The following is a 17,827-nucleotide window of genomic DNA, read 5'->3' as shown; positions in this document are numbered from 1 at the left end:
TAAACGCTTAGCCGAAAGCGTCCCTTTAAAAGAATCAAAAGCAAAAACTAATTTCATATTGAACTCACAAATAAAAATTAAACCCCTATTAAGCTAATAGTAATTCAGCTTACTTTAAAAAAATCTCATAGAAAAACTTTCATCCTTATTCAAGATCAAGCTTTTTATTTTAGTAAAGCTCAAGCATCTTTAAGGCCATGATATTCCACAATTTTATTGAATCACAAAAAAGATCCTGGCGAGGTCCCGGGGGCATCAAGGCCGTGCTTATACAGGCCACTCCCATTATCATCACCCAATCTAGTGATACTATACTGATGTTTACCGACCGTTACTTATTAGCGGGCAAATCACCCATCGATATGGCTGCAGCCCTTTCAGGCGGCCTCACTTCCTTTCTTTCTGTCACCCTTTTCTTTGGTTTACTTTCCCAAGTCAATGCTTTAGCTGGTCAATTCACGGGTAAAAAATCTCCTGTAGAAGCCTCTTTGGCTGCTGGTCAAGGAATTATTTTATCTTGTGCTTTCGCTCCTTTGCTTTTCCTTACGCTGCCCTTTGCTCAAGACTTCTTCTCTTTCTGTGGTCATGAAGGCCGTTTACTGCAACTCGAAACTCAGTATTATCAAGTCTTGGTTGCTGCACATATAATCACTTTACTCAGATGCGTCTTAGCCAGTTTCTTTTCGGGAATTGGACAACCCATCATCATCATGAAAAGCGCACTTTTAGGAGTACTTGTTAATATCCCTTTAACTTACGCACTTATCTTTGGGAAATGGGGCCTTCCTGAACTCGGTATTGTTGGCGCTGCCTGGGCAACTGTGATCTCATCTTTTATCGTTTTGTGTATTTTAGTTTACTACTACTTTTGTGAGAAATACCGCACAAGCCACAAAACACACCTTAGTATCCGCTATTGCCCCGATATCATGAAATCCCTGATGAAACTTGGCTTGCCCGCAGGAATTGAATTCACACTCCAACTCTCAGGCTTTAATTTTTTCATCCTTATATTTGCCTCCGCGGGACCCGTCGCGGCTGCAGCAATCACCATCACCTTTAGCTGGGAACTGCTTTCTTACTTACCTATGACAGGAGTCCAAATTGCGGTAATCGCATTGAGTGCCAAGTATATTGGCATGGGCAAGACGAAACTGGCCGAACGCACGAGCTATAACGCTTTAAAAATCGCCATGCTTTATTCAGGTACTTTAGCGACTATCTTTTTTATCTTTGCACCTGAACTTGCGATGCTTTTCACTAATGGTGAAGCAAACGAAACAAGCCGAATGGCCAGTACGATGCTGCGTATTGCTTGCATCTATATGACTTTTGATGCCATTCACCTTGTCTATGCAGGTATACTTAAAGGCGCAGGCGATCTTATCTACCCAACATGTTTAACTTTTGTCATTTTTTGGGGTGCCTGCATACTGGCTTACATCGAAATCAATGTATTTGCACTAGATCCCATACTAGTATGGCTGACCTTCACTGCCTTAATCATCATCATAGGAATCTTATATTATCTAAGATTTAGAACCGGTATTTGGAAAACTAAAAAAATCCTCAATTAAGAATAAGCTTCATTTGAGCAACTATTTAGAAGGTACTCAATTAAGCCTTCACATGAGTCTTCCAAAAGATCGAGCACTCGCTCAAACCCTTCACCTCCGCCATAATAAGGGTCAGGTATGCTCTGCGCATCCTCAAACTCACGACAAAAATCAGTCATCAATAAACTTTGCGCCAGGCATTTGCGCTCCCCGCAAATTTGTTGCATATTTTTCAAATTACTTGAATCCATTGCAATAATATAATCAAATCTATCAAAATCTTCACTAAGAAGCTTACGTGATCGCGATGCTAAATCGAAGCCGCGTTTTTCTGCATGACTTATCATTCGTTCATCGGCACGAGCTCCACTATGGTAAGCACTTGTACCCGCCGAATCGACCAAGAATTCACCTTCTAAGTTTCGCTCACTTAACTTCGACAAAAACACCCCTTCCGCGGCCGGTGATCGACAAATATTTCCGAGGCATATAAAAAGCACTTTTTTCATTAGCGTTTCTGATTCCATTTCGAGCTCAAGTATTTATCTTTTTCGAGTTCATCGACTCGTTGCTTTATCATCTCCAAAGGTGAATAATCTTCAAACTCACAAGGAATGATCTTTTCAAAGCCTAATGGCATCACCTCTCGTAAAGCAGCTGCATTTAAAAAATCATGTCCCTCACACTCAATCGACCCTTGATGCAACATACCCAACTTGCTCCGTCGTTGGGCCGACCCTGCAATCTTCTTTTCATCAGAGAGTAAATCATAACGTGTCGGGGTGACAAAACAGACCATTCCTGCACGATCTACAGATTTTGGAATCTCTTCTTGAGCAAGTGAAGAAGTCAAACTCAAACTCTGTAAAGCTGATTGTACACAGCGATTTAAATAAGCATAACTCTCAACTGGCTTCGTTTCTTTAACTATCCAGTGTTTTGGCGGTAGCACGACTGTATAAGTAAAATGATGCTGGTGATAGACTATTCCTCCACCAGTCGGGCGACGAACTAAATCATAACCTTCCTGAGGAATACGTTCAAATTTTTGCGTATAACCAAAGGAAATCGAATTAGTCGACCACTCATATAAACGTAAAAGTGGACCAGGAAGATCTATAGCCGACTCCATAAGCGCTTCATCTATTGCCATATTTCGCGCGGGAGAATGCTGATCATCCTGCCATAAAAACCATTTTTCTTTAGTCATCAAAAGCCTCGACCACTACGCGACTACCTTCAACCTCAGTCACTTTAACTTTCGTCCCTTGATCCAACATTTCTCCATGAGTAATCACATCTAAATAAACATTACAGATCTTTGCTGAGCCCACAGGCCTTAAATCACTTATCACTTCTCCGGTGCTGTGAAGTAAAACCGCCGCACTCACCTGCCCCTGAACTAATTCAGGTTCAATACCGATAGTTGAGTTCATACTTATATCTTCGTTACCATCAACTAATACAATACTGCTACTCACTTTCATTTTGGGCAAATAATACATTATCACTAGGGTTCCCGCAAAGGTCCCGAGAATAATGACCGATAAGTTAAACATTGCATACATTGAAGAATCCATGAGATAAGAACTACGAATGATCTCATTTTTCGGCAAAGCACTAAAATCGATAAAACTCATCACTACACCAGCACCAAAAACAGGAATCCCTAAAATTCCCGCAATACCAAAACCCGGCAAAACCACTACTTCTACTATTAAGAGCCCTAGACCGATGAAAATTAAGCTAATATCTAACACCCCCGCTGTCCCCAACTGATACTGGAGATATAAACAAAATATCAAACCTACTGAGCCAATACTGCCCCCTACGCCGAAGCCAGGTGTATTCATTTCCATAAACACCGCAAGCATGACAATAATCCAGATCGCAGGTAAATATGGCATGAGGCTTTTTGCCAATAGGTATGATGAACTCTCTTTAAAGCGTACGACCTCAGCTTCTCCTAAATAAGAAGCTCTAAAATCATCAAAGGAACTAAGTATATCTTTTGTTAAGATAACTTTACCATTTTCTTCCAATGCCAATTGTTGCGCGGAGACTGAAAATCGCCCTTCATTTCCATTATGCGCAATCCCCGACCTATTGTAAGGTACACGGCTATCAGCAAGGCTTTTCGCTAAGCCTTCATCATATCCGCGCGCTCGTGCAGTTTCCGTAAAAGCCTTCAAAGACATTAGTCGTAACTCTTTTCGTTGTTCTAAATCGGGTTCTTTATCATTAAACATCTTTGGCTCAGCATAGGCTAAGACTGCCTGATCATGTAAAACAATCCTATCACCAGACAATAGAAATAAATTTGCCGCCCCGCTAATCTTTCCTTCGGCATAGATAAATACTGGTCCTGCAAAACTCAAGATTTGTTCATTAAGGGAAAGACTTCGCGAGATATCTGTTTCTATATTTCTTAAATCAATAAGCAAGGCATCGGCATAATTACTTTTAGCCGCATCCAAAGCACGCCCCAAGCGCCCGGTCATCTCTTCTCCAGACTCACCATCTAAGTCAATATGATAGACCACCGCTTCTGGTCCTTTATTCTTTAAACCCTGTAAAAGCTTCGAACGTTCTACACTCTGATCGAGTTCCACTTCTATAGATTCGATTTCTTGGGCGAAGATCGCCATTAAACTCATTAAATAAATTAGTACGTATTTCATATAACATTCCCTATGTCCCCTAAATTAACTTCTTGCTCCTCCTAAACAAGGACTCATTCATGTTTGAGCAAACTTTATTAAGGATTTTTCATTTATAGACTTATAAGCCGAATGCAGATCACGGATTTAGCTTAAATAAAGAAAAAATCATCAAAGCAGTTTCATCTATAAGTAATAAGGTTTAGATTCGAAAAATTAAAACGCTTTCAAACAAGGCAACGTATCCAGTTGCAACGGAAATAAATATGATCGAAAAAGACGAAGATAAAAACATATACGTCATTGAAAAAAACTGGCAAGCTTACCACTCAGTAGATAGCTGCGGTGGACCAAGTGAAATCAAAATCGAAAATAAATCAGTTATTACTGATATCAGAAGCTCTATTAGCGGGCTCGAAGATAGCCAATGCATCACTCGCAGAGTGAAAGAATATCATAAAGCGGGTCAATCCGTAGTTGAAAGCGAAGGCTACTTACCTTACGGAGGCGAGAGTGAATTCATGCAAACTTGCCGTTACCACAAAAACCTCCTTCGTGTTACTCAAGATATCAACATCAGAAAAGGTACGACCATTAATCGCCATTTTTCAGTTGGCTCATTAAACCTAAAAGGTAAATACGTAGCTTTCACGGTAATCCCTCCTGCTCAGCATCAATCAGAAGGTAGCGAACCCTACACCCGTGACATTCCTGATTGGAAAGGCAAAGAACTCATGATTGGCCATTGGCATCGTCCCCCTATCGCAATCATTTTCCATAGAAAAGATGGTATCGATATTGAAGTAGGCACAGGCTTTGACGTCTGGCGCTGGGAAGAGAACTTAGGTTATCACCCTGAGAGCGGATCTTATAAAATCAACTTAAACAAAAATGGTCTTGAATTTATTCGTGAGCCTCTCGCCTGTTGCGAAGATTTTTTACCTGCTCAACGCAACTACCGTTTCACATGGCACATTGCCTGGAACAACGAAAATGATAAACTCACTATTCCCGATCATAGCAAACTATATATCCCCTTCAAAAATGCTGGTCAAGAAGTTGATTTCGAACGCTTAAAAAGAAATCTCTCTGAAACTACAGAGGAAAATGCTTATCTTTATCTTAATATCCATCGCGGCCTTAGCTGGCCAGATCATTCATTCGCTGTCCCTAGCTCCCAAGCTTATTGCTGCGAACTCGTTAGCGAAGAACTCTGTTGGCAATCACCTCTAATCTCTAGAAGACTTAAAAAAATTGTTCGTAGAATAAGCGAAATGGACGGAGTCAAAGGACTCATCTTAGAAGGCATTCAACCAGGTGTATGTTACAACCCTTCACATGTCGACAAAAAGGATGTCATGGGCTTAGTTCACTGGGATATAAATCCTATTTTTGATTTCCTCAGCTGGCTCGATAATCACGTCAAGGATAAATTCAAAGTCTTCCTTAACCCTCACGAAGATGAACGTCTTCCACTCCCAAGCCTAGAAGGATTTTTCAAATGATAAACTTCGACTTCTCCTTTGTCAAAGGCGTAGGCTGGTACCCTGGCCACATGCTAAAAGCCACTCGCGACATTCGCAAACAACTTAAGCTTGTTGACGTGGTCGTGATCCTCACAGATGCCCGCACACCAATTTCGTCTCTCAACGAGGGCTTAATCAAAATCACTTCCACTAAACCCATCTTAATCGTACTAAACAAAGCCGATTTAGCTGAGGATGAAAAAACTTTAGAATGGGCCGAATACCTAAAGTCAAAATACGAAAACTGCGATTACGTCATTACCGAAACTTTAAAAAGACGTGGACTCAGACAAATTACTGATTCTGCAAGAAAGCTTATTAAAGAAGACCGTAAGAAAAAAGGTGCTACTCGCCCTCTTTTACGCCCCATCCGCCTAATGATTGTGGGAGTTCCCAATGTAGGAAAATCCTCATTAATCAATGCCCTCAATAGAAAAAAATCTACACGTACTGGACCTCGTCCTGGCGTCACACGCTCGCAACAGTGGATTACTTTAGCCGACGACATGGAGCTCTTAGACACTCCGGGCATTATGCCCCCTGGCAACCCCTTAGTGGAATGTGGCCTTCGCCTCGGCCTAATCAATGCCGTCAAACAGGACCTTATTGGCAAAAGCCTTTTAGTTACTTATCTAATTTCTCAATTATTTAAACACGAAAACTATAATCACTTAAAGAGTTTTGGCGTGAAATTTCCCGTCACTGATTACGACCATATACTGGAAACTATTTCAGCTAAAATGGGCTATAAGCTTCCTGGAAATATGCCCGACATCCGTAAAACTGAAGAATATATCTTACGTGAATATACCGATGGGAAATTTGGTAAGATGACCCTAGACATTCACCCTGACTCCCAAGCGAAGAGTGACGTAACCATCCTATGGCCTGATGCCAAAATCAACATGGACGCGGAAGAAGACAAGGAAAGCTAAGCCCGCTCATTGCCCTAAAGACCTAAACGCCCTTAAGGTTTAAGGGCTGCTTGATCACATAGGATCATAGTCACCAAAAGTCTTTTTCAACACTTGTGTTGACCGCAGAAGTGGATTACGTCTTAACTCCTCTTCGTGTTCAGCCATGTGTTTAGATACTAAAACAAAGACACAATTGCTCAATTCTTCGCTCAGAATCAATTCAACTCCATTTTCTTGGTAGGGAATTTCATTATAGAGCTTCACTAATTCATCAAAAATACCTTGCGCTCCGTTTTCGTCCAAGGCTTCCTGAATTGCCTTTCCTATCGTCGTTTTGAACTCTATGTTCTGCATATAATATGCGGAAATCGCATTTGAACTACTTTCCATCAAGTAGTCTGGATCTTCTTTCACCACTAGCGTATCAACGCTCCCCATCACTACCGGAGATTCCGTTTTTATACTAAGGGTAATCGCCTGATTTAATAAGCCTTTAAGTGCAATAATTTGCTCTTCTTTCTTTAGCTTGCTTAAGATCAATTCAAAATCTTTTAAATTGTCCGCATTTGCTTCCCAACAAATGTCGCCAATTTTTTTTACTTGCACGTCAGAAATAGCCTTATCCATACTATAACTGGCACAAGCTTTAATACCTTTAAGCAGCGTTCTATCACTATAACTCATCCCAGGCATAGCATCCTGTAAGTCAGCACAGCCTACTAAAAACAAACTCAACAACAGCACTGCAAATTTAATCATTCTCACTTAAAGAACTCCTTGATTCTAACAATAATTTTTCTTGTGGACTCAAACTCTCCATTCCACCCTCTAAAATCTTATCTAAGATCGCATCTATTTCAGGGTCAGCAAGATCTTTTTTCACGATGCGCTTAAATCCCTTTTGAATTTCATTGCGTTTCACTCTCTTTTTATCTTGTTTCGGGGATTTTTTAATTTTCTTCTGCCTCTTCACTCCACGCTTACAATGCTGATACGCAACGGTAGCCATGACAGCATATATAATTAACAAGGCCCATTGATTCGTCCATGCAACTAATAAGGCATACACTCCGATGAGATACAGAATATTTTTCCCTGACAAATCTAAAGGCAAAATAAAGAAAATATAAAAACGCGTTTTAACTGCATAGAAGCTCCACGCATAAGTGCACACCGTCCCTAACATAAGAGCGGATAAAAATGAAAAATATTGAAAAGGAAATAGAACCAATAAAACTGGCATCATCAGGGCAAGAGAAATGAATATTTTCTTATAAAGGGTTTTTAATTTTTGCTCCCCCGACATTTCCTCTAAGCGCATGGCGGCATAATAGAGAATTAAAACATCAAAAATGAAAGAAAATAATTGTGGTGAAGAAGCTAAAAATAGACTCGTAAAAACTTGCCATACAGAAAAATCTTTCAAGCCATCCACACTAAGAGCAAATACTTCCCATAAGCGTCCGTCAGACAAAAACACCGCTATATTAATAAGTAAACAAACGCCCACAAGCACTTTAATAAGAGGCCAATGCCCCTTACTAGAACTTTTTATATAATCACGATCTGCTAACATTAATAAGGCCCTCTCAATAATTCCGACTAAAGTAAAGGCTAAATCCCTTGTAGCTAGCCGAAACAGAGCTTAGCTTGCCACGCAATTTAAACATTATTATTATTACTATGAAACTTTACCCACTTATTCTACTCGCCATTAGCCCGATCCTTTTTTTCTCTTGCAAAGAGAACAACAAAATTGAAACTATAAAAAAAGTCCATGCCCAGGATTTTATCGATCCTAAAGCTTTTGGCCTTGTGAATTTCAATCTCAAAAGTTTAATTAATGCTCCTAGTGCGAGGGATTTTCTAGCGCTTAAGATAGGAAAAAACAAAGAATTCAAAATTCTGAAAGAATTGCAAATCACATTTGAGAATTTTGATAAGATCACCGTCTCTCTTAGTGCGAATGAAATGTATATCCTAACTCTTAACGAAGCGATTAATCTCGATGAGTACTACGAACAGTTCCTAATCAACAAATCAGCTAAATTCAGCGGAGAGCGCCTCCTTTTTGAAAACAAAAATATCTTCCGTATCTCCCGAAAAGAAGAAAGTCGTTTTTGTACTCAAGTCAGTCCACGTATAATCCTCATCGGTCAACAAAATGAATTATTAGCGACCCTCAGTAAGCGGGAAACTGCGATCAGACCTTTAGCCTCACAAATTGATTTTTCTCATGCTCTGTCTTTACTAATAATACAGAGTGAGCTCTTACCCCCTCAGCTCAAAGATATTAAAAAGCTCTCAGGAAAAGCGACTTTAAAAGAATCATTAGAAATCGATTTAACAGGGGATTTCAATAATATCGAAGCATGTAATAGTACTGAAAATATGCTACGCACCCTTATTGGTTTCAGCCCTATTCCCAAAGAAATGCGTCAAAGTATTAAATTCTTAAATACGGCGCCTCAACTACGCCTCTCAGCTCAAATCACAGAAAGCGAGATCCAACAATTAGTAACTGATATGGTAAACAAGGATAAGTAATTCTTAGCCTTCGCTCAAACCAATTTACGGCGCACTCCTTCAAACAAAAAGAGCGTTGCCGCTTGAGCTACATTTAATGACTCCGTTTCACCTGGCATCGGTATCGTCACCCTTTCTCCCATAGAAAAATCTTTAATCCCATCTCCTTCTTCACCAAAGACTAAAAAACTTTCTGATAAATCAAAATCCTTATCATAGAGAGAAATCTCAGCTCGCGGACTCGTAAGCCAAAATTTATTATGAGCAAACGATTCGGCTAAAGACGCCAAAGAATCTACAAAGACAAAATCCAATCTAAACTGAGCGCCCATACCAGCTCTCACAGCTTTAGCATTATAAGGATCCACAGTCCCAGAAGTCAATACTATTTTACTTAAACCTACAGATAGCGCGGTTCGTAGCATAGTCCCCATATTCCCCGGCTCTGCTATACCATCTAATACTAGTACAAATGGCTTCAGGTCACTTGGCAATAAATCGTACTGCCTTGGTCGTCGCATTAACAACAGCACGCCTTGAGGATTTTCCGTTAAACTTAACTCCGCAATCTCTTTATCTAATAGTACATATTCATGCTGATATTCATCTTTTAGATCAGATTCATCGAGCACTACATGACAAAAGATATCGCCCTTTGCATACTGCATGGCTTCTTCACAACAGCGCTTACCCTCGCAAAGAAAATACTCAGATTTGCGACGTCCGCCTCGAGTTTTTAATTTCATAAACTCTTGCTTAATTTTGTTCGGAAGGGATTTATTCATCCAAAATCATACATCTTAGTGAAAAAAATGATAATACTGCCACGGATTTTTTTACAAAGAGATAGCATTTTATACTCAGACTGGTAAATTTTATTTATATCAAATACAATTTGTATCAAAAGAACGTGTCAATAATGAACTCTGTGGAGTAGTAACTCGATGATTAAACGTACATTTACTTCTGCTTTAGTGGCGGTAGCACTTAGCGCTTGCCAAAGTAATAATGCTGAACAACAAAATAAAGCTGCTGAAAATGCCGCTATACCTACAACTAAAGTCTACGACGTGAGAGACGTCAATTTCTTGACTCCTGAGCAAAGAACTGCACGCTACGGTGAAGACTGGAAAAACAACCCTGCAATTACACGTCACATTAAACCTGATGTAGCAGTGGAAATGGACATGTCTGATAGCCGTTCAATCAACCTTCAATACGAAAAACAATTTGCCCTCCACGTAAAAGCAGACAATCCTGAGGGATACGGCGCTGTTTCTATACAAAATAAATGGGTCAAAGTTGGCGACTCAGTTACAATCAAAGCTAAAAACGATGACAATGCCACATTCAATGAATGGATCGGTGATACCGAAGGCGCTGAAATCACTGGTGATACTATTACTATAAAGATGGATCGCCCAAGAAATATTGCAGCGGCCTTCCTTTCTAATAACGTAAAGCTTCAAATAGATAGTAAATTCGGTGAACCCGTAGGCTCTGGTACATACGGCCGTGGCTCAAAAGTTGCCTGGTCAGTAAACTCTCCTGTGGCTCTTAACGAAACAGAACGTATGGTCGCTCGTGAGAAGACAGGTTCTGCTGTATTAGATGACAATAAAAAAATCTCTTTAGTATGGGAACATGAATTCCTCGTCCAAAGTACTTCCAATGGCAACGGCAGCGTCGAATCTCCTGCAGGCTGGATGAATCACGGCGAAGAAATCACTCTAATGGCCACTCCTAAAGACGATAACTATGAGTTCGTAAAGTGGGAAGGCATTAGCGATGAGCTCTCACAAACAAACCCCGTCACAATTGCTGTTGATGGTGGCGTCGATGCAAAAGCTATTTTCTTGAAGAAAGAGTTCGATCTTAAAATAAATAGTGCACACGGCGAAATCACTGGCACAGGACTCCACGCTCGTGGTTCTGAAGTCACTTGGTCAGTTAGCTCTCCTACTGAAGACATCAAAGGTATTCGCTTCCTTGCTGTTCCTGCTACCGGCACTACCGTCCTTGATTCTGATCAAGAAATTAATGTTAATTGGGTAGAACAAGTTCTTGTCAAAGTTATCAAGAAGTCTGGCGATGGCCAAGAACTCCTAGGCACCTACTGGCTCAACAAGGGTGATTCAATTGACAACATCACCGTTCCTGTAAAAGATGGCGAAACTTTCTTTTGGGCCGGAGATATCCAAACTGCCCAAATTGAAAATGCTGAAGTAGATATTATTGCTGATAAACCAAAGACAGTAATCGCTGACTTTAACCCAAAACCGAATACTCTCACCATTACGAGTAATGAGGGACAAGTCATCTCTGAAACGAAGAACGAATACTACTCTCACCAAAAAGCTACAAACAATATTCCAGGCACTATATATAACAGTCCTGCTGAACGTAATGTTTTAGATGTCACTCCCCTGAAAGGTCAAATCAAAGAATTTGATAAAATTGCAATGACCCACACAGAAGCACCTGACATGCTAGAAAAAGGCCATGCGACTATCACATTCACTGATTTCATGGGTTGGAAAAACTGCATAAGTTTGGCTAGTAAAGAACTAGAAATCATTGTTTCTCCTGAAGTAGGAAGAGTTGTTTACCTAGGCACACCTGGCGGCAAAGAAAACGCTCTTTGGGTAAACGAAGATATTGCTGGACAGAGCTTTTCTCGTGATGATACAATTAATCACTGGAATGATATCGGCGGATCACGCGTATGGATTGCTCCTGTAGAGCTCAATCACATGCTACTTAAGAGAGAATTTCCTCCTGCCTATGAATTCGATGGCGCACCTGCCGCTGAACTCACCGCCTCTCTCGGAAAAGTAATCCTTACTAGTCGTGCTAATGCTAACTTTGGCTGTGCAATAGAAAGAACTTTTGAAGTCAAACACAATCAATTAATTGTTGCGACTAAACTTCTTGCTCAAGAAGGCAAAGCCAAGCACAACTTCAGCGTGGGTCCTGCCACATTCACCCAATTTAAACGACCAAGTAATATAACTCTTGGGAAAAGCATCTTCCCTGAAATGCACCCAAGTGGATACGTCATGTTTAATGGTGAACTAGCAGAACCTACTGTTCAAGATGAATTTATCAGCTTCAAAGTTCCTGCACCAAGTAATGATGGCTGGAAGATTGGTTCTCACACGGCCAGCCTACGCATGAGCTACCCTTCTTTTACTCTCAGTGCTAAAGCCACGGTCATCGCAGGAGAGGAAGTATGTGAGCAGAATACTAACTTCCAAGTAACGTCTCCTGAAGAAAGCATGGAATATATCGAGGTTTCTCATATTGGTAGCATGAATCAATTGAGCCAAGTAAAAACAAGTGAAGTCACCTGGACGTATAGCAAAAAATAAACGCTAAACACTTGTTAAAAAGGCCGGTTTCTAACCGGCCTTTTTATTTAGCCATTTATGACACTAGAAAACCCGCAAAAATCTCTAACTCAAATATCCCTATATAGACTACTATGAAACTTTCACGCCTAGGCAACAAATTCTCCTCTAACATCGGCATCGTCGAACTCATGAACGAATTAGGTAAAGCATTAAGCGAAAATAAAGACATGATCATGATGGGTGGAGGCAATCCCAGCCACATTCCTGAAGTTCAAAATTATTTACGCAAAAGTATGACGGCTCTTCTAAATTCAGAATCTCATTTCGAGACTATGCTAGGCGACTACGATGGCCCAAAGGGAAACTTGAAATTTCGTCAGGCTCTAGCGGCGCTTCTCAACAATTTATATGACTGGGATATCGACGAAGATAACATTGCCCTTACGCCTGGTAGCCAAAGCGCTTTCTTTTCTCTCTTTAATATTTTTGGTGGCAGTGACTGCAACGGACAAGTAAAAAAAATCCTCTTCCCCATCACTCCAGAATACATTGGCTATGGCGACGCTGCCATTGAAGATGATGTCTTCACTTCTCGACGTCCTAAAATTGAACACATAGACAAACACACCTTTAAATATCACGTCGATTTTGATAATCTCGCGATCGATGAAGACATCGCCGCAATCTGCGTATCTCGCCCCACTAACCCCACCGGCAATGTCATTACTGATGACGAAATTAAACAACTAGAAGAAATTGCTAAAGAACACGATATACCACTCATTATTGACAATGCTTACGGTGCACCTTTCCCAGGTATTATTTTCACGGATATAGAATCCCGCTGGAACAAATCTCTTGTCATGTGCCTAAGCTTATCTAAATTGGGAATGCCAGGCGCAAGAACGGGTATTGTTATTGCTGACAAACCCATCATTAACACCTTAGCTTCTATGAACTCAGTAATGAGCTTAGCTCCAGGTAGCTTTGGAGCAGAACTAGCTTTAGATCTCATCAAAACACAAGATATCATAAAACTCAGCTCAGAAGTCATTAAGCCATACTACCAAAAAAAAGCGACTCAGGCCATCAAATTATTACACACTCACCTGCCTCCAGATATACCTTGGCATATCCATAAAGCAGAAGGCGCCATGTTCCTATGGCTATGGTTTGAAAATCTCCCCATCAGCTCTCAAGAGCTCTATGAACGCCTAAAAAATAAAAATGTGCTCGTCGTTTCCGGCCATCACTTCTTCCCAGGACTCAAAGAAGATAACTGGCCTCACAGGCACGAATGCATACGCATGACCTACTCGAGTGAAGACTCACTTGTTGAAAAAGGTATACAAATTATTGCAGAGGAAATCAATTCTCTCTACAATTAATTATTTGCCAATACAGTAACGACCAAAAATCGTATGCAGTATATCAGGCATTAGTGTTAAACCTAGAATCTCTCCTAAGGGATCCAAAGCCCCGCGCAAGTGCACTGAAACCAGTTCCCACGCTTCACTATCTATACAAGCCTGGCAGTCTCCAATCTGTTCAACTGCCTGCTCTAAAAGAACACTATGACGAGCATTCACCGCAACGTCTGGTATATGATGATGATCTTCCTGCCACACCGCTTCTTCGATCAAATCATACAAGCGATCTAGATTATCTTCCGATTTGATTGAAATCCTAACTGAAGAAGCTTTTGCCTCTTCAAAAAAAGAAGGCAATTCCTGATCGATGGCTATATCACTTTTATTTAGAATAATAATAAGTGGTGCATCAAGTTTAAAGTCATTTGGTGGTAACTGCTCATTCAAAGGCTTTGATAAATCCATCAACCAAAGAATCAACTGCGCTTCACCTAAAGCCTGCTTACTTCGCTCAATACCCGTCTTCTCTACGATATCATCTGCCTCTCTAATACCAGCAGTGTCAGTGATTTTCAAAGGGATCCCACGGATCCTTGTATGCTCTTCCAGAGTATCACGAGTGGTTCCTGCTATATCAGTAACTATCGCTCTATCTCGACCTAATACGTGATTCATCAAGCTAGACTTCCCCGCATTTGGAGGACCGCCAATAATAACTTTCACCCCATCTCGTAAAACTTCTCCATCTTTACGACCTTCGAGTAAGCGTTTCATTAATGTACTTGAATGATTCAGAGTCTTATTCATCATCTCAGAAGGTGTCCAATTCAAATCCTCTTCAACAAAATCCATGCGAACTTCACATTCGGCCAATAAATCAGATAACTGATCATACATTCCGCGAATCTCGTTACCAAAACGACCATTTAGCTGATTAACTGCTATTTGCATAGCTTTCTCAGAACCAGCACTTATCACATCCATTACCGCTTCTGCTTGCGTCAAATCCAACTTGCCATTAACAAAGGCTCGCTTGGTGAATTCACCCGCTTCCGCAGCACGCGCACCAGCCTTTAGTGCACACATCAAGGTATGCTTTGCTGTGAAATTCCCACCATGACATTGAAATTCAACCACATCTTCACCTGTATAGGTATGCGGTCCTTTCATATACACTGCCATTGCTTGATCACCGGCTTCACCAGTCTCTGGATCAAACATTTGACCCAAGACTAATCTTCGTTCATTGATCTCTAAAACATTTTGACCGCGCCAAACCTTGCCGGCAATACTAAGTGCGTCTTCACCTGAAACTCTAATGATCGCTATACTCCCTCCGGGAGCGGTTGCTAGCGCTGCAATTGTATCATGATCCATATTAATTAAGGTCAGCATCCACGTTACGTAACTCGAGTGTATTACCTACACGAATGAAATCTTCACCTTCAACGAGTTTTTCGCCACCAAAAATCCGCACCGTCCCGAGTTTTGAATCTCGCGTCATGATTGGAACATTTTCGAATGTTGCTCGATAGACTATAAACTGTTTAATCGCACCCGTATCTGAAAAAACCATATGAATAAATACGCGAGGTTTCACTTGAATCATTGTATGAATATTAGAGAAGGTATCAACATCATGGTTAACCTTAACACCCGTCACATAGGGCCCTAAACGCAAAAGAGCATAAACCCATTTCTTATCATACACTTTTAGGCAGACAATATCCCCTTCTTCCTCTTTGAAAGCAATAATCTCATAACTCCTAGCGTGTATCATATTACTATCTTCCAAATCGACCACACCAAAGGTTTTTTTCTTCAGCATCGTCCCTGATTGAACTGAGATAGTCGTTTGCGGCGTCTCAAAAGCCAAGCCAGTCAAAGTCGGATGGGTCATTGACGCTGACACTTTAAAATCCCCTAAGCGCGTCAAAGAAAAGTGTTCATTTATGTTAAACACTAAAGACTTGGTCTCACCCGCAGCCAAAACCAAACCATTCATCGGATTGAATTTTACATCATAAGCAGGGATCAGGCGATTTTCTGGATCAACGACAAGGAGCTTTAATTTACCACTTCTTTCATTCGCGCCAAAAGCTAAGCGAGTCCCTGAATTATTAACCACCGTAAAGGTCACTTGGATTTTCTCGTATTGAAGGTATCTTTTACGATCAAATGACAAACCGTACTGAACCTGCGCCTGTACTTCAAAAAAACAGGCTGACAATATAAACACTAGGAATAACTTCCTCAAAAATTTCATCAAATTGATCTCACTTATAAATTATGATTTTAAAACTCGCTCAATTTAACTGGCAGCTCTTCTTTGTCAAGACTAAGGACGCTTATCAATGAGCCTTCGTATAGCAATAACTGGAACTGGGGCCATTGCAGATTTACATGCGACAGAACTCAAAAATATCCGCGGTGTAGACCTCTGTGCTTGTTGTGATATATCCCACAAGAAAGCAAGAGACTTTTCACTTAGGCATGGCATCAAAACCTTTTACCCGAACATAGAAGATATGCTCACAAGAGAAAAACCAGATGCTCTCATTGTGGCGGTCCCTCCTCACGCTCAGCTCAAAGCTTGCCGATCAGCTATCCAGTACAAAATTCACATTTTATGTGAACGTCCACTCACCAACAACTCGAGGGATGCCGCTAAACTGTCGCGCTTAGCTCATGAAGCCGGCATCATCAATCTAGTCTCTTATGAAACTCGAGGCATTCCAGAAGTACACAAAGCGGCAAACTTAGTCAAATCTGGTCGCTTAGGAAAAATTATGCATATTGAAGCCAGTTACCTACAATCTTGGCTCAGTACACAAACTCAGGGCAACTGGAAAACTTCCGAGTCTTTACTCTGGCGAATGACCCAAAAATTTGGCGGCCATGGTGTGATTGATGATTTAGGTCTGACACTACTTGACTGCGTCTCATTTATCGCTGGAGATATAAGTAAAATCGAAGCCTGTAAAAGATCTTTTCGTAAAGATGTTCCCGGAAACCGCCTGGGCGACACTCAATTAGACGCCAGTGATTCTGCCGTTATCATGGCCGAAATGAAAGGGGGCGCACTTGGCTCATTTCACTTAAGTCGCTGGGCAACTGGAGAAGTCAACTCACTAAGACTACGCGTCTATGGTGACAAAGGTGGACTCTCACTCAAAATCAAGGATGGCGAACCAAGCCTTAGGATCTGTACTGGCCCCGATCGTCAGAACGGCCTCTGGTCTGAAGTCGATTGCCCGCAAGGCCCTAATATCTGGCGTAGCTTCATCAATGCCATACGCAAAAATGACAACACCCTAGAACCGAACTTTTCTAATGCTTACAATATGCATAAATTACTCACTAGCATAAAAAAAGAACTCAACTAAGCTTGTTTATAAGCAAAAGCTATTTATACTGACGATTCCGAAATATTATTAACTAACAAAGTTGGAGAGAATGATGGAACAACTTCCCTCAGGACTAACTTGGGCCGAGATACAAGAAAAATTTGCCGCTGGCAGACTTTCTATTACGCTCAACTATGTAAGCCGCCGCGCTAAAAAAAGCCTTCGTAACAATGGCGAAACAGAAAGCAGAAAGCTTTGGAGATTATTTGTCCAAAACTTTGATGGCGATCAAATCACTACAGTTTTCAAAAAGAACATCCGTTGCGAAGAAGCAAACCTTCTCGAACAGAAAGCTTCTGACAAACTCGTTGGTCAAATCAACAACGTGATTGCACAATTCTAAGTTGATCTAACTTATGAATTTTAAAAAGGCCGCTTCTTGCGGTCTTTTTTTATGCCTAAAGAGATAAGATTTATGAAGTATGAGTTCAGAGCAAGAATTATTACATCACTGCCTCAATCAAGTATGAGTAGTTCTATTATAAATAGTAAAATGAATCACAGCGCTATTG

The 17,827-nt window shown here is 40.8% G+C and carries 16 protein-coding genes; 8 read left to right on the top strand and 8 right to left on the bottom strand.

Annotated features, from left to right (window positions below):
• Positions 1 to 197: 197 nt before the first annotated feature.
• Positions 198 to 1,577: an MATE family efflux transporter gene (locus tag PQO03_RS14585; protein ID WP_274153923.1), complete on the top strand. Its 1,380-nt coding sequence runs from the start codon at positions 198 to 200 to the stop codon at positions 1,575 to 1,577.
• Here PQO03_RS14585 and PQO03_RS14580 read toward each other — a convergent pair.
• Genes PQO03_RS14580 through PQO03_RS14570 form a run of 3 tightly spaced genes read right to left on the bottom strand, consistent with a single transcriptional unit; the run spans position 1,574 to position 4,237 of the window.
• Entirely contained in the window at positions 1,574 to 2,065 is a 492-nt protein-coding gene (locus tag PQO03_RS14580; RefSeq protein ID WP_274153922.1) for a low molecular weight protein-tyrosine-phosphatase, read from the bottom strand. The genes PQO03_RS14585 and PQO03_RS14580 overlap by 4 nt on opposite strands.
• On the bottom strand, positions 2,065 to 2,766 hold the full coding sequence (locus tag PQO03_RS14575) for a lipoate--protein ligase family protein (protein ID WP_274153921.1): 702 nt from the start codon (positions 2,764 to 2,766) through the stop codon (positions 2,065 to 2,067). Before PQO03_RS14575 ends, PQO03_RS14580 begins: the two co-directional genes overlap by 1 nt.
• The gene (locus PQO03_RS14570) at positions 2,759 to 4,237 is read right to left on the bottom strand and encodes an NfeD family protein (RefSeq protein WP_274153920.1); all 1,479 of its coding nucleotides are present in this window, start codon (positions 4,235 to 4,237) and stop codon (positions 2,759 to 2,761) included. Before PQO03_RS14570 ends, PQO03_RS14575 begins: the two co-directional genes overlap by 8 nt.
• Before the next feature lie 245 nt (positions 4,238 to 4,482).
• On the opposite strand from PQO03_RS14570, the gene PQO03_RS14565 reads away from it, so the two are divergent.
• Entirely contained in the window at positions 4,483 to 5,721 is a 1,239-nt protein-coding gene (locus PQO03_RS14565; RefSeq protein ID WP_274153919.1) for a hypothetical protein, read from the top strand.
• Positions 5,718 to 6,677, top strand: a complete 960-nt coding sequence (ylqF, locus tag PQO03_RS14560) for a ribosome biogenesis GTPase YlqF (protein WP_274153918.1) — start codon at positions 5,718 to 5,720, stop codon at positions 6,675 to 6,677. Before PQO03_RS14565 ends, ylqF begins: the two co-directional genes overlap by 4 nt.
• Before the next feature lie 54 nt (positions 6,678 to 6,731).
• Here ylqF and PQO03_RS14555 read toward each other — a convergent pair whose 3' ends face one another.
• On the bottom strand, positions 6,732 to 7,418 hold the full coding sequence (locus PQO03_RS14555; protein WP_274153917.1) for a DUF4197 family protein: 687 nt from the start codon (positions 7,416 to 7,418) through the stop codon (positions 6,732 to 6,734).
• Positions 7,411 to 8,235 carry a DUF6576 domain-containing protein gene (locus PQO03_RS14550; protein WP_274153916.1) on the bottom strand — a complete coding sequence of 275 codons (825 nt, stop codon included), beginning with the start codon at positions 8,233 to 8,235 and terminating at the stop codon, positions 7,411 to 7,413. The genes PQO03_RS14555 and PQO03_RS14550 overlap by 8 nt, the downstream gene beginning before the upstream one ends.
• A 74-nt stretch (positions 8,236 to 8,309) precedes the next feature.
• Between PQO03_RS14550 and PQO03_RS14545 the strand changes: the two genes are divergently transcribed.
• Complete coding sequence (locus tag PQO03_RS14545) at positions 8,310 to 9,206, top strand: hypothetical protein (RefSeq protein ID WP_274153915.1); 897 nt, start codon at positions 8,310 to 8,312, stop codon at positions 9,204 to 9,206.
• Positions 9,207 to 9,220: 14 nt separating this feature from the next.
• On the opposite strand, the gene PQO03_RS14540 is transcribed toward PQO03_RS14545, so the two are convergent.
• The gene (locus PQO03_RS14540) at positions 9,221 to 9,970 is read right to left on the bottom strand and encodes a TrmH family RNA methyltransferase (protein WP_274153914.1); all 750 of its coding nucleotides are present in this window, start codon (positions 9,968 to 9,970) and stop codon (positions 9,221 to 9,223) included.
• A 159-nt stretch (positions 9,971 to 10,129) separates the two neighbouring features.
• On the opposite strand from PQO03_RS14540, the gene PQO03_RS14535 reads away from it, so the two are divergent.
• Both PQO03_RS14535 and PQO03_RS14530 read left to right on the top strand, forming a co-directional pair.
• Positions 10,130 to 12,556 carry an InlB B-repeat-containing protein gene (locus PQO03_RS14535; protein WP_274153913.1) on the top strand — a complete coding sequence of 809 codons (2,427 nt, stop codon included), beginning with the start codon at positions 10,130 to 10,132 and terminating at the stop codon, positions 12,554 to 12,556.
• A gap of 113 nt (positions 12,557 to 12,669) precedes the next feature.
• Positions 12,670 to 13,926, top strand: coding sequence for a valine--pyruvate transaminase (locus PQO03_RS14530; RefSeq protein ID WP_274153912.1), 1,257 nt, complete (start codon positions 12,670 to 12,672; stop codon positions 13,924 to 13,926).
• Here the strand turns inward: PQO03_RS14530 and mnmE are convergent, their stop codons facing one another.
• Both mnmE and PQO03_RS14520 read right to left on the bottom strand, forming a co-directional pair.
• On the bottom strand, positions 13,927 to 15,303 hold the full coding sequence (mnmE, locus tag PQO03_RS14525) for a tRNA uridine-5-carboxymethylaminomethyl(34) synthesis GTPase MnmE (RefSeq protein WP_274153911.1): 1,377 nt from the start codon (positions 15,301 to 15,303) through the stop codon (positions 13,927 to 13,929). It abuts the gene before it with no gap.
• A complete protein-coding gene (locus PQO03_RS14520; protein ID WP_274153910.1) occupies positions 15,287 to 16,147 on the bottom strand; it encodes a hypothetical protein in 861 nt (286 codons plus the stop codon). The genes mnmE and PQO03_RS14520 overlap by 17 nt, the downstream gene beginning before the upstream one ends.
• A 115-nt stretch (positions 16,148 to 16,262) precedes the next feature.
• On the opposite strand from PQO03_RS14520, the gene PQO03_RS14515 reads away from it, so the two are divergent.
• Positions 16,263 to 17,294, top strand: a complete 1,032-nt coding sequence (locus PQO03_RS14515) for a Gfo/Idh/MocA family protein (RefSeq protein ID WP_274153909.1) — start codon at positions 16,263 to 16,265, stop codon at positions 17,292 to 17,294.
• Between the two features lie 73 nt (positions 17,295 to 17,367).
• The gene (locus PQO03_RS14510) at positions 17,368 to 17,658 is read left to right on the top strand and encodes a hypothetical protein (protein ID WP_274153908.1); all 291 of its coding nucleotides are present in this window, start codon (positions 17,368 to 17,370) and stop codon (positions 17,656 to 17,658) included.
• Positions 17,659 to 17,827 lie beyond the last annotated feature (169 nt).

Origin of the sequence: Lentisphaera profundi (assembly GCF_028728065.1) — a bacterium.
Taxonomy (GTDB): domain Bacteria; phylum Verrucomicrobiota; class Lentisphaeria; order Lentisphaerales; family Lentisphaeraceae; genus Lentisphaera; species Lentisphaera profundi.
Note: the sequence above shows the minus strand (reverse complement) of the source record. Positions and strands in the feature narration are given on the sequence as shown.

Coding starts and splice junctions, on each gene's coding strand:
- PQO03_RS14575 (WP_274153921.1), bottom strand. CDS start 2,766: ATGACTAAAGAAAAATGGTTTTTATGGCAGGATGATCAGCATTCTCCC.
- PQO03_RS14555 (WP_274153917.1), bottom strand. CDS start 7,418: ATGATTAAATTTGCAGTGCTGTTGTTGAGTTTGTTTTTAGTAGGCTGT.
- PQO03_RS14515 (WP_274153909.1), top strand. CDS start 16,263: ATGAGCCTTCGTATAGCAATAACTGGAACTGGGGCCATTGCAGATTTA.
- PQO03_RS14540 (WP_274153914.1), bottom strand. CDS start 9,970: ATGAATAAATCCCTTCCGAACAAAATTAAGCAAGAGTTTATGAAATTA.
- PQO03_RS14565 (WP_274153919.1), top strand. CDS start 4,483: ATGATCGAAAAAGACGAAGATAAAAACATATACGTCATTGAAAAAAAC.
- mnmE (WP_274153911.1), bottom strand. CDS start 15,303: ATGCTGACCTTAATTAATATGGATCATGATACAATTGCAGCGCTAGCA.
- ylqF (WP_274153918.1), top strand. CDS start 5,718: ATGATAAACTTCGACTTCTCCTTTGTCAAAGGCGTAGGCTGGTACCCT.
- PQO03_RS14570 (WP_274153920.1), bottom strand. CDS start 4,237: ATGAAATACGTACTAATTTATTTAATGAGTTTAATGGCGATCTTCGCC.
- PQO03_RS14550 (WP_274153916.1), bottom strand. CDS start 8,235: ATGTTAGCAGATCGTGATTATATAAAAAGTTCTAGTAAGGGGCATTGG.
- PQO03_RS14530 (WP_274153912.1), top strand. CDS start 12,670: ATGAAACTTTCACGCCTAGGCAACAAATTCTCCTCTAACATCGGCATC.
- PQO03_RS14580 (WP_274153922.1), bottom strand. CDS start 2,065: ATGAAAAAAGTGCTTTTTATATGCCTCGGAAATATTTGTCGATCACCG.
- PQO03_RS14535 (WP_274153913.1), top strand. CDS start 10,130: ATGATTAAACGTACATTTACTTCTGCTTTAGTGGCGGTAGCACTTAGC.
- PQO03_RS14510 (WP_274153908.1), top strand. CDS start 17,368: ATGGAACAACTTCCCTCAGGACTAACTTGGGCCGAGATACAAGAAAAA.
- PQO03_RS14585 (WP_274153923.1), top strand. CDS start 198: ATGATATTCCACAATTTTATTGAATCACAAAAAAGATCCTGGCGAGGT.